This is a genomic window from Acinetobacter sp. 1125_18A, from assembly GCF_052824985.1.
Genome location: NZ_VTDG01000009.1, coordinates 75,679 through 97,771 on the forward strand (window position 1 = coordinate 75,679; position 22,093 = coordinate 97,771).

A 22,093-nucleotide genomic window follows, 5' to 3' on the forward strand; every position below is an offset into this window, starting at 1 on the left:
CTTTATCTAAATTTACTCAGATAATCCTCGAAACTTATACTTGTATTTTGTTCAAGTTGCTGTTGTTCTGCGAGAGATGTTCGAGTAAGCCCCTCAAAATACGCTAAAGTTTCCGGACTTAATACATGTTGTTCGTAACTTTGGATATGTTGATTGGCCATATAGCCACCAAAATTCCATGTACCACCTTGCTCTACAGTATCGGCAATCACATGCGCTGATAGTGTTTCATCCACATCATCAATACGTGTTTGCATCACCATCAACGCTTGGCGATATAAATCTGTTGCATAGGATTGGTTGAGTAGATCTGCAAGTGGTTGCATGGCGGTGACATGTTGTTGAATCCACTCAAGTAATGGATATTCAACACCCGCTTCAATGATTTTCGCATTTGGCGCACGACCACGATTGACCACTTCAGCCTGATTTTGCTCAATAATATCTTGTTCTTCATCCCATAAATCTGGGCTTTCTTTAAGCAAGCAATACAACGCAACCACTTCCAAGAAGCCTGCTGTATCCTCATCGATGCCAATCGCACTGTATGGATTTACATCTACCGCGCGTAACTCAACATAGCCAATCCCACGATTTGACAAGGCCTGAGATGGCGTTTCCCCTGCTTGTGGCACTTGTTTTGGACGGACTAAGCTGTAGTATTCATTTTCAATTTGTAAGACGTGATCATTAATTTGAATCGGCTGACCATTGGCATCGTTTAAACCTAAATGACTAAACTGTGCATAAGGTGAATTGACTGCTTTTTGTAATTCAGCCACATAACTTTCTAAATTATTGTAATGAATACCCAATTGTTTTTGTGCAGAATTTTGATAACCAAAACGCCCCATACGCAATGCTGTGGCATAAGGTAGAAATAATGTGCCTTTGATTAAAGGCAACAATTGATGCTCACGCCCTGTCATAAAGCATTTACAGACTGAAGGGCTGGCACCTACCAAATACATCACGAGAGGAGTTAAACGAATAAAGTTACGGATTAATCCAAGATAACGATGACTGCGATAATCTTGCAGGCTTAATGCTTTAAGCGCTTGATTGCTTTCGTGTTGTTGTAATTGTTCAAATAACGCATCTGGGAAAGACACATTATAATGCACACCCGAAATCGTCTGCATACGGCGCCCATAACGGATGCCGAGACCATGACGGTATAAGGTTTTGAATTGACCAATATTGGATGTACCATATTGTGCCAAACGGATATTTTCTTCTTTGTCATCCAGCATACATGGCATGGACAAAGTCCATAGCTTTTCATCATTTTCTAAATGGCGATGCACAACAGCATGTACATCGGTTAAAAAGCTTAATGCTTCAGGAATGCTTTCTTTGGGAGGTGTAATAAACTCCATCAAAGCTTCTGAATAATCTGTGGTGATATGCGGATGTGTTAGGGCTGAGCCTAAAGACTGAGGATGATCAGCCTGTGATAAAAAGCCATTACTTTGCATACGCAGGCTTTCACGTTCGATGCCACGTAACATGCCTCTGAATAAGGTAGAATCCACCCAATTTGGTACTAAAGATTGGGAAATCGTTTCGGGTTGACTCATACTTACTCGCTTATCTTAAAGAATTTTTTAAAATAAAATGTTTTGATGCGCGCAGTATAACGTTATTTATCGATATACACGTATAAGCATCGTTGTTTTAAATGAATTATTCACTTTATTTCGGAAAAGTTTTTAACACAAACTACCTCTACAAGACATCTAAAATTTGTGATTTTATAGAAAAATTACCACTAAAGAATTGTAACTACTATGAATTATCAAGAAATTATCGATTTTTGGTTTAGTGAAGAAACTCAACCATTTTGGTTCGCAAAAAGTGACGCATTCGATCAAACTTTGCACCAGCGATTTGCACATACCTTGGATCAAGCCAAACATTGTGAGCTATGGACTTGGCGTGCCACAGCAGAAGGTCGCTTGGCTGAAATTATTGTTTTAGATCAATTCTCGCGTAATTTGTATCGAGATCATGCTGAATCTTTTGCACAAGATGCCTTGGCACTTGCGCTAGCACAAGAAGCAATTCAGCTAAATTTAGATCAGCAATTAAGCCCCGAACAGCGTTCATTCCTGTATATGCCATTTATGCATAGTGAATCAAAAATTATCCATATCCAAGCTTTACAACTTTTTGAAGAGCTGGGTAATCCACTCAATTTAGATTTTGAGAAAAAGCATAAAGTGATTATTGATCGTTTTGGACGTTATCCTCACCGTAATCAAATTTTAGGGCGAAGCTCAACGGCAGAAGAAATTGAATTTTTAAAACAGCCGAATAGTCATTTTTAATCCTATTTATTTTTATCTAAACAGCTTATGCAGAAATATTTTGCATAAGCTGTTTGACCCGCGCATCAAAGCATGCTGATCCATCAGAAACAACAAGCGTTAGAAAACATAGCTGTGTTTAATAATGGTATTTTCAATCATTTCTGCATGTATGGACTTTAACTGCTGTTCATGCGAGTCAAAACTTGAAAAGAGCGGTATGCCCTTTCCAAGAAGAACAGGCATGATAAAAACCTCTAAAGTATTGAGCAGCTTCTGTTCAATAAAGGTATTCTGCAATTGTGTTCCACCGACAATCCAGACATTGCCGTTATAATTCTGTTTGAGATGCTCAACAAGTTCATCCACACCTAAGTTCCACCGCGAAAGCGAGGCATGAGTTAAAGCTAAATCAGGATTAGAAGTGACGATAAATCCTTTCTGGTTTGGATAGGGCCACGCCTCACCAAAAGAACAAATCACTTCATAGGTTTTACGCCCCATAATCACGATATCGATATCTTGGATAAAACCATCATATCCACAGTCAATACTTTGAAATGGCGCTAAAAAGGCTACAGAACCATCCAGTGTTGCAATATAGCCATCTGCACTTGTTGCAATATAACCTTTAATTTGAATACTCATTTAACCCTCTCTCAACAGCCTTCACTCTCAACAGTCTTTATTTTTTTATCATGGATCAAATACGCATAATATAGGGCTTATTGTTTAAATTTTACGTGAACAGTCATTTATCTTGTTGAGTATCATTTTGAATTAACAAAATTCTTCTTGAAATTCATTGTCAGTCCATCAATTTAGAACAATATACTGAGGATTATAAATTCATTAAATTCCATCCAGAAGAATGGAAAGGAGAGACACATGAACAAAGTACTCATTGGTCTAACTATTGCAGCGGCGCTCACCATCACAGGTTGTGCGACGACACCAAGCAAACCACGTACCTTTGACCAGCTTGGGCAATACACTACGGTTCCACTTAACGATCATAGCTATCGCATCAGCTTCCAAGGCAATAGCAATATGAGTTTTGGAACAGCTGAAGAAATTAACCTTGTCAAAGCCGCACAAACAACGCTTTTAAATGGGTTTACTTACTTCAAGGTTTTAGATGATCCAATTAATCGCACTCAGCAACCGCCTCGTAAAGCAGTAGTTTACCCATCATCAAACTACTATCCATATGGCTGGGGCTATCGTCGTCATCCTGTGTTCTGGAATGACCCATTTTATGATATGCCACAAGTGGTGACCATTGACCCTGTGCAAATTTCCTATACGATAGAATGTTATAAAGATAAAAAATCATCACCGAATGATGCTTTTGACGCTCGTCTGATTTTGCAATCTTTAGGACAAAAATATGGTGTTAGTCCGACAGGACAAGTACTGCAACCACAGCCTGATGCGGTAACATCAACGAAATAAAAATGTAGAAATCGATTTAGGAAAATGAATGAGCGGAATTGAACAAAGTGAAGTTCTCAATGAAATTCCAAACTTAGATCGAAGCAAACGCTTTGCGACCATCGCTTTGGTGGTGGCTGTTGTCGCATGGTTTGCTTTGATCATTTCCGCCAAACTGATGCCTGAGTATGCTTGGTTTATTCATATTCTCATGCTGGGTGCTGAAGCTGGCGTGGTCGGTGGCTTAGCCGATTGGTATGCGATTACCGTGTTGTTTCGCAATCCCTTTGGGAAAATTCCCATTCCTAAATTCCTCAAAGATCACACCGAAATCATTCCACGTAATAAAGCACGTATTGCGGAATCGATGGGTAAATTTGTCCAAGAAAATTTTCTCTCCCCACAAATTGTTGAACGTAGTTTAAAAAGTATTGATCTTAGTTTTGCTGTGGGTCAATGGCTGGCCAATCCTAAAAATAACGGTCAAGTGGTGGACGTAATTCAGCAGACTGTTCCTAAAATTTTCGAATTTGTCGGGCAAGACCAAATTGGACGCTTTATTCAAAACAACAGTGTGCAATGGGTTCGAAATACTCGAATGAACCAATTGGCAAGTGAAATGTTGCGTGCAGTTTTAGAAAATGATTTCCATCAAGATGTATTACAACGTGGACTGGATATCGCCCATGAATGGATGATGACCCATCCTGAAAAAACCCGTGAAATTACCCAAACTATGTTTAAAGAGCTTGGTGTTTCACGCCTTGCCAAAGGTGCCAGCTGGATTGGGATTGATGTTGAGCAACGCACCATTGATTCAGTGATTGAAAAAGTGGAATCCATGCTTGCTGATCAGGAGCATCCAATTCGTCAAAAAATTGAAGAAGCTGCACATGAGCTTATGTTGCAATTGGCGGATAACAATAGCCATGCCAGCATCAGTTTAAATGAAACCAAGAATGCCCTGTTAGACAGCGAACCAGTACTCAACTTTATTACTGGTGCTGTGGTGATTTTATGTGATGCGGTTAAATCTGACTTGCTTAAAGCAGACTCGGGTATTGCCATGAATTTACGTATCGCCATTCAGCAGCTCGGTGAAAACTTGATGCAAAATCAGTCTGTACGTGAATTGCTGAATGATCGAATCAGCGGAATTGCCATCAATTTAAGTGACCAATATAGTGAGAAAGTGATTAAGTTTATTAGTCAACGTATCCATGAATGGGACTCTACCGAAATGATCGCCAAGATTGAAAATGAGGTAGGCGGTGATTTACATATGATCCGTGTTAATGGTGTTGTGGTGGGTGCATTTATTGGTCTAAGTTTAGGTGTGATTCGTGCTGTGATTGATTTTGCGATTTGAGAATATAAAAAAATGGGAGTCTAGCTCCCATTTTTTAGCACTGCACTTTTATCAATTTAAATGCTGTATCAATCAATCGCATAATTGATGGTCACGACAACCCGCGCAATTTTATTAATGGTGGCTTTGTCATAAGCACCGCCATAATCACTGTCATCATCAGAACCACTTTCAGGTAAAATATAAAACGCACCTTGACTTGCAGAACGCATCGCACCGACTTTTACCCCACCGACTTTTGCAAACTCATTGGCACGGCTATGCGCATTTTTAGTTGCATTGGCGATCAATGACATTTTTATTTCTTCTAGATTCGACACCAAATACTGCGGTTTTTGCTCGATGGAGATCCCCTTTTCATCTAATAAATACGCATCTTTTGCGGCTTTCTCAATCTTTTGAATATCACGACTATTTATCACTAGTGATTGCATCGCAGTATAGCCTCTAAACTCGCGGGTAAATTTCCCCTCGCCTTGATTCACTTCTTCATAATAGGGTTGAGAGCTTTTATTACCCAGTTTCATTTCTGTTGCTTTAAATCCATGCTCAATAAAGAAATCTTGTAGTGCTTTTACTTCTTGATCTAACAATTGATAGGCGGCTGAAACACTGTCTGAAGCACGACTGGTTTGCAGATGAATCTCCCAGCGCGCTAGATCTGCTTGTATGGGTTTTTCAGCCAACCCTTTGACGACTATTGAATTTTTTTCACCATTAAACTGCTTAAGTGCATAGCCCATGACACTTGCCGAGATAATGAATCCTAAACTTAGAATGAGTGCAAAGACCCATAAAGTTTTATATGTGATTGATTTATTTTCCATTATTGTAGTATCGCTAAAATTATTATAAATAAGTTATAGTAAGGATCCTACGACAAGTCAACCCACTTTGCCCCTATAAACAACATTGCGTTATAGTTTGCGTCATCTATAAAGATTGATCACGCCTTATAACTCAATCTTGGTTAATATCAGAAAATTAAAGGGTAATACCTTTAATTTTCTGATAAGTCTTAATTAAAAAATCTTTTATAAGGGTTTGTTAGTGGAAAAGAGGTTTGGCAAACCATAAATATGATTTATGGTTTGTTAGTTGCTATAGTATTAAATTAGAAGATCACACCGAAATCATTCGTTTACTCAGAGCCAAAGATGCCACTAAAACGGAGAGAAGAAAATATGAGCATGGTTAGATATACAAAAGAAGAACTTAATGAAAAGTTCAAAGACAAACGTGAAACAGAAATCCAACGTTTAGTTGCGAGAGGTAAAATCTCTGACGAACACATAGACCTTTCTGATATTCCAGAAATTACTAACTGGAGCAAAGCTATTCGCCATGAGCAACGTCATCATCCATTGAAATAACAAACCTCTCGTCTGCAAGATAAGTAATTAGACTTGCTTAAAGCTCTTTACGTTCGATTGATCCAGCTTCTTTAATTGAAGAAGCAAAGTCATTAAATAAATTATTATCTATGAAATTTCTCATTCACTAATTGGTGCAGAACTGCTGTTTTCTTAACTATTCAACTTAAAACTTTTCGTTGTTATGTTAATTTAAATCATCTAGATTTTTTAACATATTCATATCATCCTGACTAAATTTTTCTTTATCTTTAAAAGAATTTTGATGGATAGTTTCAACGCTAGAAGAAGTTTCACTCGAAGATAAATATGCAATATTTTCAGACATATTTATAAATATTTTGATATCAGTTTTATTATCACCCATGACTAAACCATTGGTATACTTCATTTTGCGTACTGATTTTTATATTTTGCGTAGATATAATAATCACTAAAAGTTTTTATATTTTCTTTTTTATAAATTTGCATTCTCCCATCTTTAAATAAAACAGTATGATTGCTAGTTTTTCCTATATATTTTTTTAATTCATGTCCATCTAAAAGATACCCATACGGATTTACCACCAACTTTAAGTCATTATTATCTATAGATTTATCAAAGATAATATCTACATTTGTTTCATAATTCTGCGAAGATATGTTTGAGCATGAAACCATAACTATTAATCCTATAAAAATTGTAAATAACTTTAAAACCATAGTTAAATCCTTAATTTATAATCTCTATTTCTCGTTGTGATTTAAAATCATTACAATAGACTTCTTTCATCAGCCCTTTTAAAACTATAGATCAACATAAAATTTCCCTCATCCTAGCCTTCTCCCAGAGGGAGAAGAAAATTTCAATACCAATATAATTCACTACTCATGATCATTTTTTTATTTGTAAAAGAGCTATATTGCATTGATTTAAATACTGTTATAAGTTCAATTTTCAAATTTCTTCATATTATGTGCCTCAATTAACTTTTTCTTTTGACTCATCGATATATTTTTTAATTTTAAAATATCTTTATTTAATAGCTTATCTGTTTCTAACAACTCTTCAAATGTCATAGATTCTAGGATCGTAATTGTATCAGGCTCTAATTGTGTAAGTTCAAACTTTGCTTTGTTCGGATCATAGTAAATAAATTTTTTTTCTCCAGAGTTTTCAAATTTTTTGTAGTACAAAATACCATCGCTAAACAACTCTTTATTTTTATAAACTTTAAATTTTAGGTGATCCTCTGCAAAAGAGTAGTTATTTTCTACAACACTATCCTTAATAATATTTTCGGTATAATACATTTTATTAAAATTAGTATTAAACACATAAAATTCATAATAAAAAACATTAGAATTAATCGAAGTTTTTTTTATTAAATCTCCTTGATTAACAATTGTTTCCTTCTTAACCAAACCGTACCATTTTGAATTAAAATCTTTTCTATATGTAAATAAATTTACATTTAAATCTTTCAAACTTTCCTTATTTTCTATACTAAAATTTAAATGAGTGGACTCTTGCATATCTTGTGAACATCCTAAGAAAAATATAAAGAAGATCAGAAAAATTATTTTTTTATTTATCAAAGCCATTTGCTCTCCAATGAATTAACGCTGCATATTCTTTAGAACCATCATCATTCTTACGATCAACTCTATGATCATTAAAAAAAGATTGAGATGATTCTGATAGTAATAAATCATTCTTATAAAAAAGCATTTTATTCACTGGAGTATTCTCACTGCGTTTTAAAGCTTTCTTCCCTTCCCCTTCATTTCCACCAACCATATATGTTGGTCCAACATCCCAAGCGACTGAAGGGCTGAGATTAATTTTATCGTAAGGATCTGATGTCAGTCCGTTTTTAAAAGTTAATGACCTTGCTAAACTTGTAAATCTTTTATCTGGGTAAAATGAAGGAAAAGAAGAAGTAGACTGTCCTGAAACAATGATATCTTTAACATTATTAGACTGTGAAACTTGACGAACAAAACGTTTATTTTTGTTCTTATAATATGCAGTATTACAACCAAAAAAATTTAGTCTAGAGTCTTTAGCCCAATAGAAATTAATTTTTTGCCAATATTCCATAATGAGTTGTGATTTATATTGAGGCTCTAACATTTCCACTGGAGTGTTATTTATTGCACTATAAATAATAGGACCATCTAACCCAGCATGTGAAAAAAAGCTTACTTCTTTTACTTCAGCTAGATCTTTCCCACCATAATGATTAACCCAATAATCTATAATTTTTTGAATTTCGGTGAATCCATGTAAAGGAGGGCAATGAACCTTATGGATAGTTTCATCAAAATTTTTGAGTGTTTTAATATTTATTAATCTCGTTTGAGCTGATTCTTTAAAAAAATCCTTACCAACATCTTTTTCAGCAACCCAGAATAAAAGAAATAATTGTTTTTTCCTAGTAATTTTAATATGTTGTATATTATTTTCTTGAGTAGAAGTTCTTGCTGTTGAAGTCTTTCTTGGTGGAATACCCATTTTTATTTTAGCTCCAAATGAATTTGGACGTCTTTTTCTTCATTTGAAAAGAATGTAGATGAGTAACCATCCTTATCTGTCATACCTTTTATTTCCGATCCATTCGGATAGATTGCTGTATATGGCGTATTTTTATAAGGAATTCCATTATCATCAGTAAATAAATATCGTAAATTGTATGTAGTACCTTCAGGGAGGAAAGGTAATCTTGTTTCCACCTTTGCCCCGCTCTTAAAAATATGCTGCCCAGCTTTTACTTCAAACTTTGCTGGAGTGATTATAGTTATCCCATTTTTATTGATAATAATTTGAGAACCACCTGCCATAGCCCACCTTTTTATTAAGTTTTTATAAAATAAGTTGTAAATATAGTTTAATATAAAAATTCAATAATTCAAAACTTACAATAAAATTATGACTTTTATCATTGCGATACAATTAAATGACAGCGCCATTATTGCAGCAGACAATAAGAAAATTGTTTTAAAAGAAACAACGGAAAGCCAATTCAACATAGAAATGGCTTCAAAAATTTATCCGTGGGATAACGGTATCATTACAGGTACTGGTGAAAGCTACGTTGTTAGTAGATCTATTGAATTATTTAAAAAATTAGCGCATTCCGATCTAAACAAACTTCCTAAATGCCTTGAAATTTCAAGACAGATGAGAGAGTTAGAAATTGGAACAAATTATTTCCAAGTGGAAAATACGAAATTGTTGTGCTCCAGTTATAGCGAACATGGTGCACAGCTCTATAAAATCGAGCGATTTGATCCATTACAACCATACAAACTGATTGCTGTTAAACCACTGGATATATCAGTTTGGCTCTTTCACGCCAACATTGAGAGCATTTCAACAGACTTACAGCATCTCTATAGAGATCTAAAAGACTATTCAACTTTCTCCAATCCAACGGATTGGGTAAATTACTACATCAGCCGAATAGCACCGATTTATCAGAAGCAAAGCCTATGTGATCCCTTAATGAGCCAAAGCTTTGATATATTCTTTCAAACTAAGGATAAGTACAACTTTGGTCATGTTCCAAATACTCAGGATGAGCTATTAGAAGTTAAAGGGTTTTAACCAAACCAGTAAAAAAAAGCTATTCAATCTAGTATGTTCAAAAATATTTGATCAAAAAAGTCTTTATGATTTTCAATCATGCGAAAATTTGATTTAAAAATCGTGGAACGTGAAAAATCAATCAAAAGCCGTTCCAGTGCGCTGAACTCTAGAACGGCTTTGACTAAAATATTGATATAAAAATGAAAATTTCAATAATTTCGTATAAGCTGTATTATGTTAATTTTAGGAAAATTAATTAATACGATCAACAGTATTATCTATTTTCTTATTATTTAGCTGATTTTTCTCAATGTCTCGACTATCACTAGTGATAGTTTTGTTAATGCTCCCCATTAAGTCATTATTTATATGATCTCTTTTTTTCAGTTTAGCTCTACTGATACGCACAGAAAATATAGCAACAGTCGTAGCTAAAATTGCTGTTAGTGTTGGTATAATAATACCTATTAGAAATCTATCATTAGCTATATATGATAAATTTGGCATCGTTTGGGTAACCGTTGCTAAAAATGTAAATACTGCTACTAATATAGACAATGTTAATGACATTGTGTGGATCAAGTCATTTTTATAATCAAGTCTTATTTTTTTATCCTCAAGAAGCTGTTCTTTTGGTAACTCTTCTTTTATTAAAGGACTTAGTAAAGCACAGAAACTTGCTTTAGACTCTACAGGAATAAAACTAGAATCCATTACTTCTTTTATTAACTCTTCAGCTAATTCTTTATTTGTATAAATATCATTAATATCAACAGAATACTTTCTAGAAGTCGCAGATCTTAATGCTGCTAATACTTCTAAATTTGGTAAATCTTTTTGAGAAATCCCTGATCTAAGGGAATAAATTAATTCTCTATTAACAGATAGTACTTTTTGTATGTACGCTTGTGTCTGCTTACTTTTAAAAAGATAATTTGTTATAAACCAAACAAGAAGACCACTAATAGAACCTCCAACAATACCAATGAACCAATTGTTGTTAATAATTTCTAGCATGAAAATACTTTTAATAAAGATAATTAATTTCAGTACTTTGCCAAAAAAATAAAATAAATACTAGAATAGGTTAAAAATTTTTATTTAACAGAAATCTCTTATGCGTAATTTCCAATATTTGAATTTTCCACTAAATCACTATCCACTTAACATAATGGGCATTATACGAAGTCATATCTACCTTTAACTATTGATAACATACAGGCTTCACAACATTCATACCAACCTTACTCCCCCAATATATTATGTAACAAAACATTACCTCACATCCAAAACCTAACTTCATCTATCTTGAACACCCATTGTCTCCCCTAACCAATAGATTTCTTAATCCTATTCAGCTCATTAAAACGACCTGCTAAACTGCCACCAATGCATTTATAAAATTAGTCTGGTCATGATCGAAATCCACTCCAAACTTCCTGCACAAGGCGTCACCATTTTTAGCATCATGACCGCTATGGCACATCGTCTTAACGCCCTTAACTTGTCACAAGGTTTTCCAGACTTTGATGCACCACCAGCTTTGCTACAAGCACTCAGCCAAGCCACATTAGACGGTTTTAACCAATACGCTGCTGGCGATGGTTTATTAGCGCTAAGAGAACAACTGGCGCAACTGTTTTTAAACCGTGATCAATTACAACTTGATCCTGTCACAGAAATCACCATCACCCCGGGGGCAACGATCGGGATTTTTAGCGTAATACAAGCCATCATTCATCAAGACGATGAAGTGATTATTTTTGATCCAAGCTATGACAGCTATGCACCAAGCGTGCAATTGGTCGGTGGTAAAGCTATTCATATCCTGCTCAATGCACCTGAGTTTTCTGTGGATTGGAATCAAGTCAAATCTGCGATTACAGATAAAACCCGTATGGTCATAGTAAATACCCCGCACAATCCAACTGGGGCGATTTGGTCTAAACAAGACTGGCTAAATTTAATTGAACTGATTCAAGATAAAAATATTATTGTGCTTTCAGACGAAGTCTATGAACATCTAATTTTTGACGGCGAAAAACATTATTCGGCATTATCATTTCCAGAACTTAGAGATCGTAGTTTTGTGGTGGGCTCTTTTGGTAAGACCTTTCATGTGACAGGTTGGAAAACAGGTTATTGCATTGCGACACCAGAGCTTATGAAAGTATTTCGTCAAATTTATCAATTTGCCAACTTCTGTGGGGTAACCCCCGTACAAATGGCGCTTGCCAATTTTATGCAACAACATCCTGAACATATTGACGGGCTATCAAGCTTTTATCAGCAAAAGCGTGACCTATTTATTTCAGGTATTGCGGATTCAAAATTTAGTTTAATTCCCTCTCAAGGCACATTCTTTCAAAATGTTGACTACAGCCAAATTCGCCCAGATTTAAATGATGTAGAGATGTGTAAATTCTTAGCGGAAGAACATAAAATTGTGGCGATTCCAGTTTCTGTTTTTTATAAGCAAGCCCCTAAAAACTTACGTTTAGTGCGTTTTTGTTTTGCTAAAAAGGAGCAAACTTTGATTCAGGCCTGTGAAATTTTAAATCAAATTTAATCCCAACCCATACAGATCATCTCTGTAAAATTAAAGCCTGAGTTACTCAAATACTCAGGCTTTTTACCCAGCGTTTGTTATATTATCAATAAGATAAAGACACTCGAAATAGACAGTAGAATAAAAGATGCCAGCTCGTCCCGATATGCTTCACCAACCCAAATTCTGGAAGGTTTTTTTAATCTTCCTTGGCCCACTGATTCTAACCAATATTCTGCAAAATCTGTCTGGAACAATTAATACCATTTTTGTTGGACAGATGCTCGGTGTAGAAGCGATTGCTGCAATTTCGGTATTTTTCCCGATTCTATTTTTATTGCTGGCTTTTGTGATTGGTCTATCTACAGGTGCAACTGTGCTGGTTGGGCAAGCGTGGGGCGCCAAAGATATCGAAAAAGTGCGTACCATTGTTGGTGCATTGTTATTTATGACCCTGATTGGTGGATCAATCATTGCCTTTTTAGGGGTGTTTTTTGCCAAAGAAATTCTATTACTTTTGGGTATAGATCCCAAAATCATGCATCTTGCACTGCCCTATGTTCAATGGATGTTAATGAGTAGCCCTTTTCTATTCATCTACATCACCTACACCTCTATTTTACGGGGTGTGGGTGACAGTACTACACCCTTGATGGCATCAAGTCTGACGATCATTGTGGGTGTGATTGTAACCCCAGCCTTGATTGGCGGTTATTTTGGTCTACCTAAGCTTGGTATTATTGCTCCAGCGATTGCCAGTGGCTTAGGCTTTATTTCGACCTTAACTTTTCTCTATATCTATTTGAATAAAAAAGATCATGCTTTAAGACCAGATTCAGCGTTAATCCAACATATCCGCTATCACCCACAATTTAGTCGCAGTATTTTGCGCTTGGGTGTGCCGACAGGTATTCAAATGGTGACCAACTCGGTCGCAGGTCTGGTGGTGATTGGACTGGTTAACCAACATGGTGCACATGCAACAGCGGCCTATGGTGCAGTCAACCAAGTGCTCAACTATATCCAATTCCCTGCATTGTCGATTGCCATTGCGGGTTCCATCTTTGCCGCTCAAGCGATTGGTGCTGGGAAATCTGAGCTGTTGGCAAAAGTGACGCGAACGGCGCTGCTGAGTAATATTGTGATTACAGGTTCATTGGTACTCTTGGCCTATATTTGTTCAAAATATTTGATGGCGTTGTTTATTACAGATCCATCAGTGATTGAATTGGGGCAACAATTACTATTTATCGTGTTGTGGTCGATTATATTCTTTGGTGCAAGTGCAATTTTTGCCTCAATCATGCGGGCCAGCGGAACCGTGACTGTTCCTATGATTTTTAATATTTTATCCATCCTGCTCATTGAAGTTCCATGTGCTTATTTATTTAGTCAGTGGTTTGGTTTACAAGGCATTTGGTATGCGCTTGCACTGACCTTTTTCAGTCTATGCCTTATGCAAGGTTTGTATTATCAATTTGTTTGGAAAAAGAAAACCATTGAGATTTTAATTTAAATGAATGGATATTGAGTTCTAATTCAACAGATTATTTCACAATATCTAAAATGAAAAAACCGTCAGCTTGACGGTTTTTTCATTTTATAAATCAATTATTTTGGTTCTAGCTTTTTACTAAACTTGGTCGCAAAACCTGTAATTTTTTGATATCCAGTCGGTAAAATACGCTGAATTAAATCTAAGGTTTTTGCATCATTTCCAATAAGCAAACGACGTTTGTCTTTCAGTACAGCATCCAACATTTGTTGAGCAGCATCTTCTGGTGGCATACGTAATAGTTTATTAAATGCTTTAGCTGATTTCTCAGGGTTCATTCCTAAAGAACGTAAGCTGTCATTCATACGTGCATCATTTGCAATATTGGTACGAATGCCGCCTGGATGAACACATAGCGCTGATACACCACACTTTTCGATATCTAATTCTTGACGTAATGATTCAGTAAAACCACGTACCGCAAATTTAGATGCATTATATGCAGACTGAGTCGGTTGCGCGGTTAAACCAAACAAGCTCGAAATGTTGATGATATGCCCATCACCTGTTTTTTTGATATAAGGCAAAAATTCTTTTGTTCCGTATACAACGCCCCAGAAATTGATATCCATAATCCATTCTAGTTCGTCATAAGATGCACCTTCTACCGTAGAACCTAAAGCCACACCAGCATTGTTAAAAATCATGTTTACAGAACCATGATTTTGCACCGTATCCGCAGCCCAAGCTCGCATTTCTTCAACTTTGGCAACATTCACTTTCTTTGAGGTCACACGAACATTATACGGTTTGACCAGTTCAACGGTTTCAGCTAAACCTTTTTCATTCACATCACTAATGGATAAATGACAACCTGCTTTTGCCAATAAAATAGCAAGTTGTTGTCCCATACCAGAGCCAGCACCAGTAATTGCAGCGACTTTGTTTTTAAAATTTTTCATTGTCTATCCTTTTTTAAACCCGCACAAAGCATTCAGAGTGATGTGCAGCTCACTTGCTCAATATAATTTTGACAATCATTATTGTCAATATTATATTATGATTTAGTCGATGTTTTTTTATACAAAAATTCTAGAATAGGTTTCAATGGCTTTTATTGCTAAAATAAGCGCTTCTTTGTGACAATCAAATATGACACGAGTAATTTTTTACAATGAATGAGCCACTTTCCACTGAAAAGAAAACTATAAATAAAGCAGCCAAAGAGCGTCAATTTAAAGGCATGTCCTTATCTGAGCGGAAACTTGCACGTCGAGAAAAGTTGATCGAAGCAGGGATTGAAGCTTATGGTACGCATGGCTTTTTTTCTGTCACCGTCAAAGATATTTGTAATGAAGCCAAGCTGACTGAACGTTATTTTTATGAGTCCTTCAAAAAAAGTGAAGAACTGTTCCAAGTCATCTTTCTACAACTGATCGAACAATTACAGCAAACCGTGATGCAAGGGGTTATGCAAGCAGCACCTGATCCTAAAAACATGATCCGTGGTGGCTTAACTGCAATCTTTACCATGTTAAAAAATGATCCACGTGTGGCGCGTATTATTTATATCGATGCCATGCTGGTTCAAGAACTGCATAATCATGCCACGATCCATGAAACGATGGGCCGTTTTGACCGATTAATTCACTCCTTTGTCACCCTGATGATGCCGCATATTAAACGCAGTGAACAAGAAATTTCCTTGGTTGCCACAGGTTTAAATGGCTATGTAACTCAAATTGCGGTGCGCTGGGTCATGGGTGGATTTAAACAATCGCTTGAAGAAATTGTCTCAGCATGTGAAATTGTATTTATATCGCTGATTGATTCATTTTCATCTAAATAAGCTTTTTAGCCTGCACAATCCTGTCATAAAATTGTCATAAAACTGTCAAATAGCGTATTTTTATGTTCAGTTTAAATAAATTTCTTTTCTCAAAATGGAACATTTATTTAAAAATGTCATGGATTATTCATCATATCGACGATTATTTGTCACATTTTTTTGCAAAAATTCGTCAACATCTTCTTTTTGCAATGATACTGTCATAATTAATCTTTGTAATAAGCCTGTCATAAATAAAAGACGGTACACCGTTCATACATAGGATATTGCGTTGTGAAAGATGACTATATATTAATCGTCGATGACGAACTTCCGATTCGAGAAATGATTCATACCTCATTGGATATGGCAGGTTTTCAATGCCTGCAAGCTGAAGATGCAAAACAAGCCCATCAAATGATTGTTGACCAACGACCGTCTTTGATTTTACTCGATTGGATGATGCCTGGCGGTGTGAGCGGTGTAGACTTATGTCGTCGCTTAAAACGTGATGAAAACTTGGCAGAAATTCCAGTCATCATGTTGACAGCACGTGGCGAAGAAGATCATAAAGTTCAAGGCCTTGATGCTGGTGCAGACGACTATATGACCAAACCATTCTCTACCCGTGAATTGGTTTCGCGTATCAAAGCTGTCCTTCGTCGTGCCAATGCACTCAGTGGCGAAAAAACCATTGATGCCAATGGATTAATACTTGATCCAGTGAGCCAACGCGTCAGTTTTAGTGATAATATTTTAGAAATGGGTCCAACAGAATACCGCTTATTGGCATTCTTTATGACACATCCTGAACGTGCTTATACACGTGCCCAGTTACTTGATCAAGTCTGGGGTGGTAACGTGTATATTGAAGACCGTACCATAGATGTACACATCCGCCGCTTACGTAAAGTGCTTGAACCTTATGGTGCTGATCGCTACGTACAAACTGTACGTGGAACGGGTTATCGCTTCTCTACCCGTGCAGATGTTGCTTTAGGTTAAGCATTCTCAAGGTAAATAAATTTCTATGTATGAACCCTACCCCGTCCCAGATCTTGCACGAGAACATAAAAAATTCCGTTACAGTAGCTTGTGGGAATTTGCAAAACAAGATTTACGCCTGCTTGGTTTTTTACTCATCATTGGCGGATTTATTGGTTTAGGGATAGGGTATTTTTGGATTTGTATTTCCATCGGTTTTGCTGTTTTTTTTCTGTTTCAATTACGCTCTTTATACTTGGTCAATGAGTGGATTTCGAATCGTCCTTACGACTCTCCACCCAATCTAGAAGGTATCTGGGGTGCGCTGCTTTTTAATGTTTATCGTGCACAACGCCAAGAACGGGTTGTTCAAGCTGAAATGGTCGGATTGATTGATCGGGCGCAATCCTCACTGATAGCTTTAGCAGAAGCTGTTGTTTTAACGGATGAATTACATCAAATTGAATGGTGGAATCCTGCTGCGGAAAGACTGTTAGGCATTCAACCGCTAGATCGTGGTCGTAATATCTTGACCATTATCCGCCAGCCGAGCTTTATTGAATATTTTAATAATATCGACCAATCTCCAGATGGCATTAAAATAAAATCTTCGGTTTATGAAGAGCATTATGTACAGATTAAACTAACACGTTTTGGCAGTGAGAGCCGTTTGCTCGTTGCTTACGATGTCACACGTGTACATAATCTGGAACAAATGCGCAAAGACTTTGTCGACAATATTTCACATGAACTTCGTACCCCGCTGACTGTACTCAGTGGTTATATCGAAACCTTTACCGACCAAGAAGATTTAAATCCGCGCTGGAAACGTGCCTTTGAACAAATGCAATCGCAAACACGGCGTATGAATGCGTTGGTCAATGACTTACTCTTGCTTTCACGTTTGGAAGGCAATAAACAGGTCGCAAAAAATCAAATCATCGATATGCCGAATTTGATGAATCAGCTTTTTGATGATGCACAAGCCTACAATGTCGATTATGGCCATACTTTAAATTTAGATATCGACAGTCATTGTGACTTAATTGGTTCTGATGCAGAGCTTGCCAGTGCGTTTAGTAATTTAATCACCAATGCGATTAAATACACCCCTAAAGGTGGCACTGTTACAATCGGCTGGCATGATGACAGTGAACATGGTTATTTCACTGTTGAAGATACCGGGATCGGGATTGATCCAAAACATATTCCGCGTTTAACCGAACGCTTTTATCGCGTAGACAGCGCACGAAGCCGCCAAACGGGTGGAACAGGTTTAGGGCTTGCCATTGTGAAGCATGTTTTAATGCAACATAATGCGTATTTAGAAATTGATTCTAAAGAAAATCGGGGGTCTATTTTTAGAGTGGTTTTCCCCAAAGAGCGCCTTGATTTTGCAGGTTAATATTTGATTTTTTTTTGATTAATTCGAATGAAACTATTTCTAGATTGTGAATTTAATGGCTTTGGTGGTGAATTAATTTCGCTGGCATTGGTTGACGAGAATAATCAACATTTTTATGAAGTTTTAGAATGTGCTGACCCAATTACTTGGGTTAAAGACCATGTCATGCCTCGTTTAAATCAAAAACCGATTTCATTAGCGCAATTTCAAAGTCGCTTACAGGTTTATTTATCTCAATATACAAGTCTTGAAATTGTGGCAGATTGGCCAGAAGACTTTGCCTTGTTTACCCGTAGTCTGGTACTTTCTGCAGGAAAATGTATCCGAACACCTCCGCTGACCATGCAGTTATGGATGCAGGATCCAATCGAAACCCATGTCCCCTCTGAAAATCCACACAATGCCTTAGCAGATGCACAGGCTTTAAAGCTGTCTTATTTCAATGCCATAAGGGTTTAGACTCGGTGACTTTCTACAACAGAAAGTGCACCTCATCATAGAACACGCAAATTAAACGGTATGCCCTAAAGCTTCGCCCATCACCACAATAGAATTGGCTTTAAACTGTTCATCCCAAGTGATTTTATTCTGTTCAAACAATACAACTGCGGTTGAACCTAAATAAAAACGTCCAAGCTCAGCACCCTTTTCTAAGGCTAAATCATGCTGGTTTAACTCTAAACGCCCTGTTGGTTTTACTTTGCCAGTCGCCACAGTTTCAATTCCTGCAACGATCATTGCACCCACGAGAACAACCGCCATACGTCCTAATTCGGTATCAAACAAACATACCATACGCTCATTACGTGCAAATAAACCTGGGATATTCTCTGCTGTAGTTTGGTTTACAGAAAATAACTCACCAGGGATATACAAGGTTTCGGTCAACGTTCCTGCAAATGGCATATGGACACGGTGATAATCACGTGGTGACAAATAAACCGTGGCAAATTCACCATTGATAAATGGTGCAGCCAATTGCGGATCGCCAATCAGTTTGTCTACAGAAAAACTTTGGCCTTTGGCCTGAAAGACATCACCATCTTTAATTTTACCCAACTGAGAAATTGCACCATCTGCTGGAGAAACAATACTGGTCTGATCTGCGTCAATTTCTCGAACACCGTCTTTTAAGGCACGGGTAAAAAATTCATTGAATGATTTATATTTTAAAGCATCACTTTGCTCAGCAATAGAAAGGTCTATCCCGTACTGTGCTTTAAATGCTTGAATCGCTAAATTTTTAACAATTGGATTTTCACTGGCTGCAACTTTACCAACAACACGGCTGAGTTGCTGTTGCGGAATGACTTTTTGTGCTTGGATAAAAATTTGTTTTTTTAACGTTGATGTAAGACTCACGCAGGTGATTCTCCAGTAATAATTGGACTATCGAGGCGATTGCCCCACTCGCTCCACGCACCATCATAGGCTTGAATATTCCAATCCAATAACCGACCCAAGATATAAGCCAGACCAGAACGATGATGTGACTGACAGTACACCACCACAGGCTGGTCAAATTGAAAGCCTAATTGTTCTAGACGTTGTTGCGTGCGTTCTAGAGGATGCAATTTTAAATGATTTTGACGATTAATTGCAGTACTCCATTCAAAATGTTGTGCACTTGGAATGTGACCGCCGCGTCGCGCTGCTAAACGCTGTCCCGTATATTCTTCTGAAGTTCGACAATCCCAAACTTGAATCGCTTGCTGTTCAACCTTTTGCAACAGTTTGGCATATTCAATTCGGTGTTGATCAAGATGTTGTAAATTGACGGTAACTAAGTGTTCAACTTTGCTAAAGCTTTCCGCTTCAGCCGAAGTTGGGTAGCCTGCTGCCAACCATGCATGAATTCCGCCATTGAGGAGGCTAGTATTATAAAAACCAAGGCAATGTAAATTCCAAATCAAACGCCCAGCCCAAGCACCACCTTCATCATCGTAGACCACAACATGATGTTCGGGAGAGATGTTTAAATACTCAATCAGCGCTTTTAAACCGTCCTCATCGGGCAATAACCCTGAAGCTTGTTCTTCCTGTCGAACCAACAGTTGTGGTTTAACATGTAAGGCATGTGGAATATGTAATTGATCATACACAGAGCTACGACTTAGATCGACAATACGAATTTTGTCATGACCTAAAAATGGCACAAGTTGTTCTGCTTCTATGAGTAATTCGAAGTTAAAGGCTGATGTAGTCATACGTTTTTCTATTTTAAGACCTTGAGCACAAATGATCTTAGCACAGTGTTTTTTACCAATATGCTGATTTTTCACATTCTTTTAGCAAAAATTCAGATATCAATTTTCACTGCTTCGACAACTTCAGGTATTTCAAAGACCTGTCGTAAGTAAGCCAAGAAAGTATCGTTATCCGTCATGGTTTTTCCGGGACTATCTGAAATTTTCGCCACCGATTGACCATTACACTCCACCAGTTTTAACACAATATTGAGTGGCGTTTGCCCCATATCATTGGTCAAATTGGTACCAATACCAAAACTAACTTGAAAGCGATCTTTAAAGTATTGATACAACGCCCATGCACGTTCAATATCTAATCCATCACTAAAGGTTAGCATCTTGGTTTTAGTATCAATTTTTAGTTTTCGGTAGTGCTGATAAGCTTTATCGCCCCATTCAAATGGGTCACCACTGTCATGACGTAAGCCATCGAATAACTTGGCAAAATACAAATCAAAATCTTGTAAGAATGCATCCATACCGACCACATCGGTCAAGGCAATGCCCAAATCACCACGATATTCTTGTACCCAGGTTTCTAAAGCCGCTTTTTGAAAATCTCTTAAGCGGACATCTAGCGCTTGGAATGCTTGTAGAAACTCATGCGCCATGGTTCCAATGGGATGAATATTTAATTCCTTTGCCAAAAGGACATTACTGGTACCTCTAAACACATTGGGTACAGCTGCATGGAAGGTCTGGATCACATGTCTTTGCCAATCTAGGCTATAACGACGACGAGTACCAAAATCTGAGACTAAAAATGGAGGAGCTTGAGTGCCTTGTTGTTGTTCAAATTTCTTTAATAATTCAACTTTGGCTTGTAGACGACGTTCACCTTCAACATAAATGTCATCATTACGAATCCGGCTAAAATAGAGTTCATTGACAATCGCCAGAACAAAAATTTCAAACATCATCGCCTGAACCATTGGGCCTTCAACCCAAATGTCTAAACGACCTTGTTCATCAATACCCGCTTTAATAAAACGGCGTTTGAGTTGGAATAATTCTAAATAGTCAACAAAATCACTTTTGATAAAACGCATACTGCGTAAATATTGCAATTCATCTTCTTGGAATTTGAGTAAGCAGAGATGATCGAGCTGCTCGTTCAAATCATCCAGAATATCCGTCAGGGGATAAACCGTAACATCTAGATTACGACAGCGAAAGTGATACACACTGTGCGTTTGAGGAAATTTATGTAGCACCACTTGTAACATGGTAAATTTATATAAATCTGTGTCGAGCAAGGATTGGATGATTGGCGCCATATCTATTTTAATTTCGCTATGCTGTTTTTATTAAAGCATATTTTTCACTGAGATAACGTAATCATTTATAAGTGATGAACTATATTTTCAGTTAAGCTCAACAGAAATCTCAGCAGAATTATTTTTTTTGATTTATCTGCTCATATGATAATTTTATAAATTCTATTTTTATTCAAAAGCTTATCAACAGCTTCAACTTTTCACCAATAGCGTACTCGCATCATCTTACTGGGTTTTCCCTGTTAGAATAG

Annotated in this window: 23 protein-coding genes and 1 pseudogene; 11 read left to right on the forward strand and 13 right to left on the reverse strand. The window is 36.9% G+C overall.

All coding sequences use genetic code 11. The features are described 5' to 3' along the window. Nucleotides 1-2: 2 nt before the first annotated feature. Nucleotides 3-1,580: a glutamate--cysteine ligase gene (gene gshA, locus FY049_RS15750; protein ID WP_151957492.1), complete on the reverse strand. Its 1,578-nt coding sequence runs from the start codon at nt 1,578-1,580 to the stop codon at nt 3-5. Between the two features lie 210 nt (nt 1,581-1,790). Here gshA and FY049_RS15755 point away from each other — a divergent pair, with 210 nt between their 5' ends. Continuing rightward, nucleotides 1,791-2,330 (forward strand): DUF924 family protein, encoded by a 540-nt coding sequence (locus tag FY049_RS15755; protein WP_004718682.1) that lies wholly within the window; start codon nt 1,791-1,793, stop codon nt 2,328-2,330. A gap of 99 nt (nt 2,331-2,429) precedes the next feature. Here FY049_RS15755 and FY049_RS15760 read toward each other — a convergent pair whose 3' ends face one another. Continuing rightward, a complete protein-coding gene (locus FY049_RS15760; protein ID WP_446083988.1) occupies nt 2,430-2,957 on the reverse strand; it encodes a dihydrofolate reductase family protein in 528 nt (175 codons plus the stop codon). 240 nt (nt 2,958-3,197) lie between these two features. Here FY049_RS15760 and FY049_RS15765 point away from each other — a divergent pair, with 240 nt between their 5' ends. Next, a complete protein-coding gene (locus FY049_RS15765; protein WP_446083989.1) occupies nt 3,198-3,764 on the forward strand; it encodes a CC0125/CC1285 family lipoprotein in 567 nt (188 codons plus the stop codon). 28 nt (nt 3,765-3,792) lie between these two features. After that, on the forward strand, nt 3,793-5,112 hold the full coding sequence (locus tag FY049_RS15770) for a DUF445 domain-containing protein (protein WP_004718689.1): 1,320 nt from the start codon (nt 3,793-3,795) through the stop codon (nt 5,110-5,112). Between the two features lie 68 nt (nt 5,113-5,180). Here FY049_RS15770 and FY049_RS15775 read toward each other — a convergent pair whose 3' ends face one another. Then, the gene (locus FY049_RS15775) at nt 5,181-5,939 is read right to left on the reverse strand and encodes an SIMPL domain-containing protein (protein ID WP_224964544.1); all 759 of its coding nucleotides are present in this window, start codon (nt 5,937-5,939) and stop codon (nt 5,181-5,183) included. A gap of 357 nt (nt 5,940-6,296) precedes the next feature. Here FY049_RS15775 and FY049_RS15780 point away from each other — a divergent pair. Continuing rightward, nucleotides 6,297-6,482: pseudogene (locus FY049_RS15780) on the forward strand (BrnA antitoxin family protein); the annotation flags it as partial. Nucleotides 6,483-6,672: 190 nt separating this feature from the next. On the opposite strand, the gene FY049_RS15785 reads toward FY049_RS15780, so the two are convergent. The 5 genes from FY049_RS15785 to FY049_RS15805 form a co-directional block, all read right to left on the reverse strand. Then, nucleotides 6,673-6,852 (reverse strand): hypothetical protein, encoded by a 180-nt coding sequence (locus FY049_RS15785; RefSeq protein WP_446083990.1) that lies wholly within the window; start codon nt 6,850-6,852, stop codon nt 6,673-6,675. Between the two features lie 20 nt (nt 6,853-6,872). Beyond that, entirely contained in the window at nt 6,873-7,187 is a 315-nt protein-coding gene (locus tag FY049_RS15790; RefSeq protein ID WP_446083991.1) for a hypothetical protein, read from the reverse strand. Nucleotides 7,188-7,415: 228 nt separating this feature from the next. Then, nucleotides 7,416-8,069 (reverse strand): hypothetical protein, encoded by a 654-nt coding sequence (locus FY049_RS15795; RefSeq protein WP_446083992.1) that lies wholly within the window; start codon nt 8,067-8,069, stop codon nt 7,416-7,418. After that, complete coding sequence (locus tag FY049_RS15800; protein WP_446083993.1) at nt 8,053-8,982, reverse strand: hypothetical protein; 930 nt, start codon at nt 8,980-8,982, stop codon at nt 8,053-8,055. The genes FY049_RS15795 and FY049_RS15800 overlap by 17 nt, the downstream gene beginning before the upstream one ends. Nucleotides 8,983-8,984: 2 nt before the next feature. Continuing rightward, the gene (locus FY049_RS15805) at nt 8,985-9,308 is read right to left on the reverse strand and encodes a hypothetical protein (RefSeq protein ID WP_314337017.1); all 324 of its coding nucleotides are present in this window, start codon (nt 9,306-9,308) and stop codon (nt 8,985-8,987) included. An 88-nt stretch (nt 9,309-9,396) separates the two neighbouring features. Between FY049_RS15805 and FY049_RS15810 the strand changes: the two genes are divergently transcribed. After that, nucleotides 9,397-10,074, forward strand: a complete 678-nt coding sequence (locus FY049_RS15810; protein ID WP_446083994.1) for a hypothetical protein — start codon at nt 9,397-9,399, stop codon at nt 10,072-10,074. A 234-nt stretch (nt 10,075-10,308) separates the two neighbouring features. Here FY049_RS15810 and FY049_RS15815 read toward each other — a convergent pair whose 3' ends face one another. Next, a complete protein-coding gene (locus FY049_RS15815; protein ID WP_446083995.1) occupies nt 10,309-11,073 on the reverse strand; it encodes a hypothetical protein in 765 nt (254 codons plus the stop codon). 397 nt (nt 11,074-11,470) lie between these two features. On the opposite strand from FY049_RS15815, the gene FY049_RS15820 reads away from it, so the two are divergent. Together FY049_RS15820 and FY049_RS15825 are read left to right on the forward strand one after the other, a co-directional pair. Continuing rightward, entirely contained in the window at nt 11,471-12,625 is a 1,155-nt protein-coding gene (locus FY049_RS15820; RefSeq protein WP_446083996.1) for a methionine aminotransferase, read from the forward strand. Nucleotides 12,626-12,752: 127 nt separating this feature from the next. After that, the gene (locus FY049_RS15825; protein WP_154130178.1) at nt 12,753-14,120 is read left to right on the forward strand and encodes an MATE family efflux transporter; all 1,368 of its coding nucleotides are present in this window, start codon (nt 12,753-12,755) and stop codon (nt 14,118-14,120) included. Nucleotides 14,121-14,215: 95 nt separating this feature from the next. Here the strand turns inward: FY049_RS15825 and FY049_RS15830 are convergent, their stop codons facing one another. Beyond that, nucleotides 14,216-15,061 (reverse strand): SDR family NAD(P)-dependent oxidoreductase, encoded by an 846-nt coding sequence (locus tag FY049_RS15830; RefSeq protein ID WP_333666367.1) that lies wholly within the window; start codon nt 15,059-15,061, stop codon nt 14,216-14,218. Between the two features lie 212 nt (nt 15,062-15,273). On the opposite strand from FY049_RS15830, the gene FY049_RS15835 reads away from it, so the two are divergent. From FY049_RS15835 to FY049_RS15850, 4 genes are all read left to right on the forward strand, one after another. Beyond that, nucleotides 15,274-15,948: a TetR/AcrR family transcriptional regulator gene (locus FY049_RS15835; protein WP_446083997.1), complete on the forward strand. Its 675-nt coding sequence runs from the start codon at nt 15,274-15,276 to the stop codon at nt 15,946-15,948. 273 nt (nt 15,949-16,221) lie between these two features. Beyond that, nucleotides 16,222-16,932, forward strand: a complete 711-nt coding sequence (gene phoB / locus FY049_RS15840) for a phosphate regulon transcriptional regulator PhoB (RefSeq protein ID WP_004718724.1) — start codon at nt 16,222-16,224, stop codon at nt 16,930-16,932. 25 nt (nt 16,933-16,957) lie between these two features. Next, nucleotides 16,958-18,316 (forward strand): phosphate regulon sensor histidine kinase PhoR, encoded by a 1,359-nt coding sequence (gene phoR, locus FY049_RS15845; RefSeq protein ID WP_004718725.1) that lies wholly within the window; start codon nt 16,958-16,960, stop codon nt 18,314-18,316. A 27-nt stretch (nt 18,317-18,343) separates the two neighbouring features. After that, nucleotides 18,344-18,775: a hypothetical protein gene (locus FY049_RS15850; protein WP_333666374.1), complete on the forward strand. Its 432-nt coding sequence runs from the start codon at nt 18,344-18,346 to the stop codon at nt 18,773-18,775. Between the two features lie 51 nt (nt 18,776-18,826). On the opposite strand, the gene asd is transcribed toward FY049_RS15850, so the two are convergent. From asd to pncB, 3 genes are all read right to left on the reverse strand, one after another. After that, on the reverse strand, nt 18,827-19,678 hold the full coding sequence (gene asd, locus FY049_RS15855; protein ID WP_105713917.1) for an archaetidylserine decarboxylase: 852 nt from the start codon (nt 19,676-19,678) through the stop codon (nt 18,827-18,829). Then, nucleotides 19,675-20,523, reverse strand: coding sequence for a sulfurtransferase (locus FY049_RS15860; protein WP_224964529.1), 849 nt, complete (start codon nt 20,521-20,523; stop codon nt 19,675-19,677). Before FY049_RS15860 ends, asd begins: the two co-directional genes overlap by 4 nt. Before the next feature lie 92 nt (nt 20,524-20,615). Beyond that, entirely contained in the window at nt 20,616-21,842 is a 1,227-nt protein-coding gene (gene pncB / locus FY049_RS15865; RefSeq protein WP_224964528.1) for a nicotinate phosphoribosyltransferase, read from the reverse strand. Nucleotides 21,843-22,093 lie beyond the last annotated feature (251 nt).

Coding starts and splice junctions, on each gene's coding strand:
- gshA (WP_151957492.1), bottom strand. CDS start 1,580: ATGAGTCAACCCGAAACGATTTCCCAATCTTTAGTACCAAATTGGGTG.
- FY049_RS15755 (WP_004718682.1), top strand. CDS start 1,791: ATGAATTATCAAGAAATTATCGATTTTTGGTTTAGTGAAGAAACTCAA.
- FY049_RS15760 (WP_446083988.1), bottom strand. CDS start 2,957: ATGAGTATTCAAATTAAAGGTTATATTGCAACAAGTGCAGATGGCTAT.
- FY049_RS15765 (WP_446083989.1), top strand. CDS start 3,198: ATGAACAAAGTACTCATTGGTCTAACTATTGCAGCGGCGCTCACCATC.
- FY049_RS15770 (WP_004718689.1), top strand. CDS start 3,793: ATGAGCGGAATTGAACAAAGTGAAGTTCTCAATGAAATTCCAAACTTA.
- FY049_RS15775 (WP_224964544.1), bottom strand. CDS start 5,939: ATGGAAAATAAATCAATCACATATAAAACTTTATGGGTCTTTGCACTC.
- FY049_RS15785 (WP_446083990.1), bottom strand. CDS start 6,852: ATGGGTGATAATAAAACTGATATCAAAATATTTATAAATATGTCTGAA.
- FY049_RS15790 (WP_446083991.1), bottom strand. CDS start 7,187: ATGGTTTTAAAGTTATTTACAATTTTTATAGGATTAATAGTTATGGTT.
- FY049_RS15795 (WP_446083992.1), bottom strand. CDS start 8,069: ATGGCTTTGATAAATAAAAAAATAATTTTTCTGATCTTCTTTATATTT.
- FY049_RS15800 (WP_446083993.1), bottom strand. CDS start 8,982: ATGGGTATTCCACCAAGAAAGACTTCAACAGCAAGAACTTCTACTCAA.
- FY049_RS15805 (WP_314337017.1), bottom strand. CDS start 9,308: ATGGCAGGTGGTTCTCAAATTATTATCAATAAAAATGGGATAACTATA.
- FY049_RS15810 (WP_446083994.1), top strand. CDS start 9,397: ATGACTTTTATCATTGCGATACAATTAAATGACAGCGCCATTATTGCA.
- FY049_RS15815 (WP_446083995.1), bottom strand. CDS start 11,073: ATGCTAGAAATTATTAACAACAATTGGTTCATTGGTATTGTTGGAGGT.
- FY049_RS15820 (WP_446083996.1), top strand. CDS start 11,471: ATGATCGAAATCCACTCCAAACTTCCTGCACAAGGCGTCACCATTTTT.
- FY049_RS15825 (WP_154130178.1), top strand. CDS start 12,753: ATGCCAGCTCGTCCCGATATGCTTCACCAACCCAAATTCTGGAAGGTT.
- FY049_RS15830 (WP_333666367.1), bottom strand. CDS start 15,061: ATGAAAAATTTTAAAAACAAAGTCGCTGCAATTACTGGTGCTGGCTCT.
- FY049_RS15835 (WP_446083997.1), top strand. CDS start 15,274: ATGAATGAGCCACTTTCCACTGAAAAGAAAACTATAAATAAAGCAGCC.
- phoR (WP_004718725.1), top strand. CDS start 16,958: ATGTATGAACCCTACCCCGTCCCAGATCTTGCACGAGAACATAAAAAA.
- FY049_RS15850 (WP_333666374.1), top strand. CDS start 18,344: ATGAAACTATTTCTAGATTGTGAATTTAATGGCTTTGGTGGTGAATTA.
- FY049_RS15860 (WP_224964529.1), bottom strand. CDS start 20,523: ATGACTACATCAGCCTTTAACTTCGAATTACTCATAGAAGCAGAACAA.
- pncB (WP_224964528.1), bottom strand. CDS start 21,842: ATGGCGCCAATCATCCAATCCTTGCTCGACACAGATTTATATAAATTT.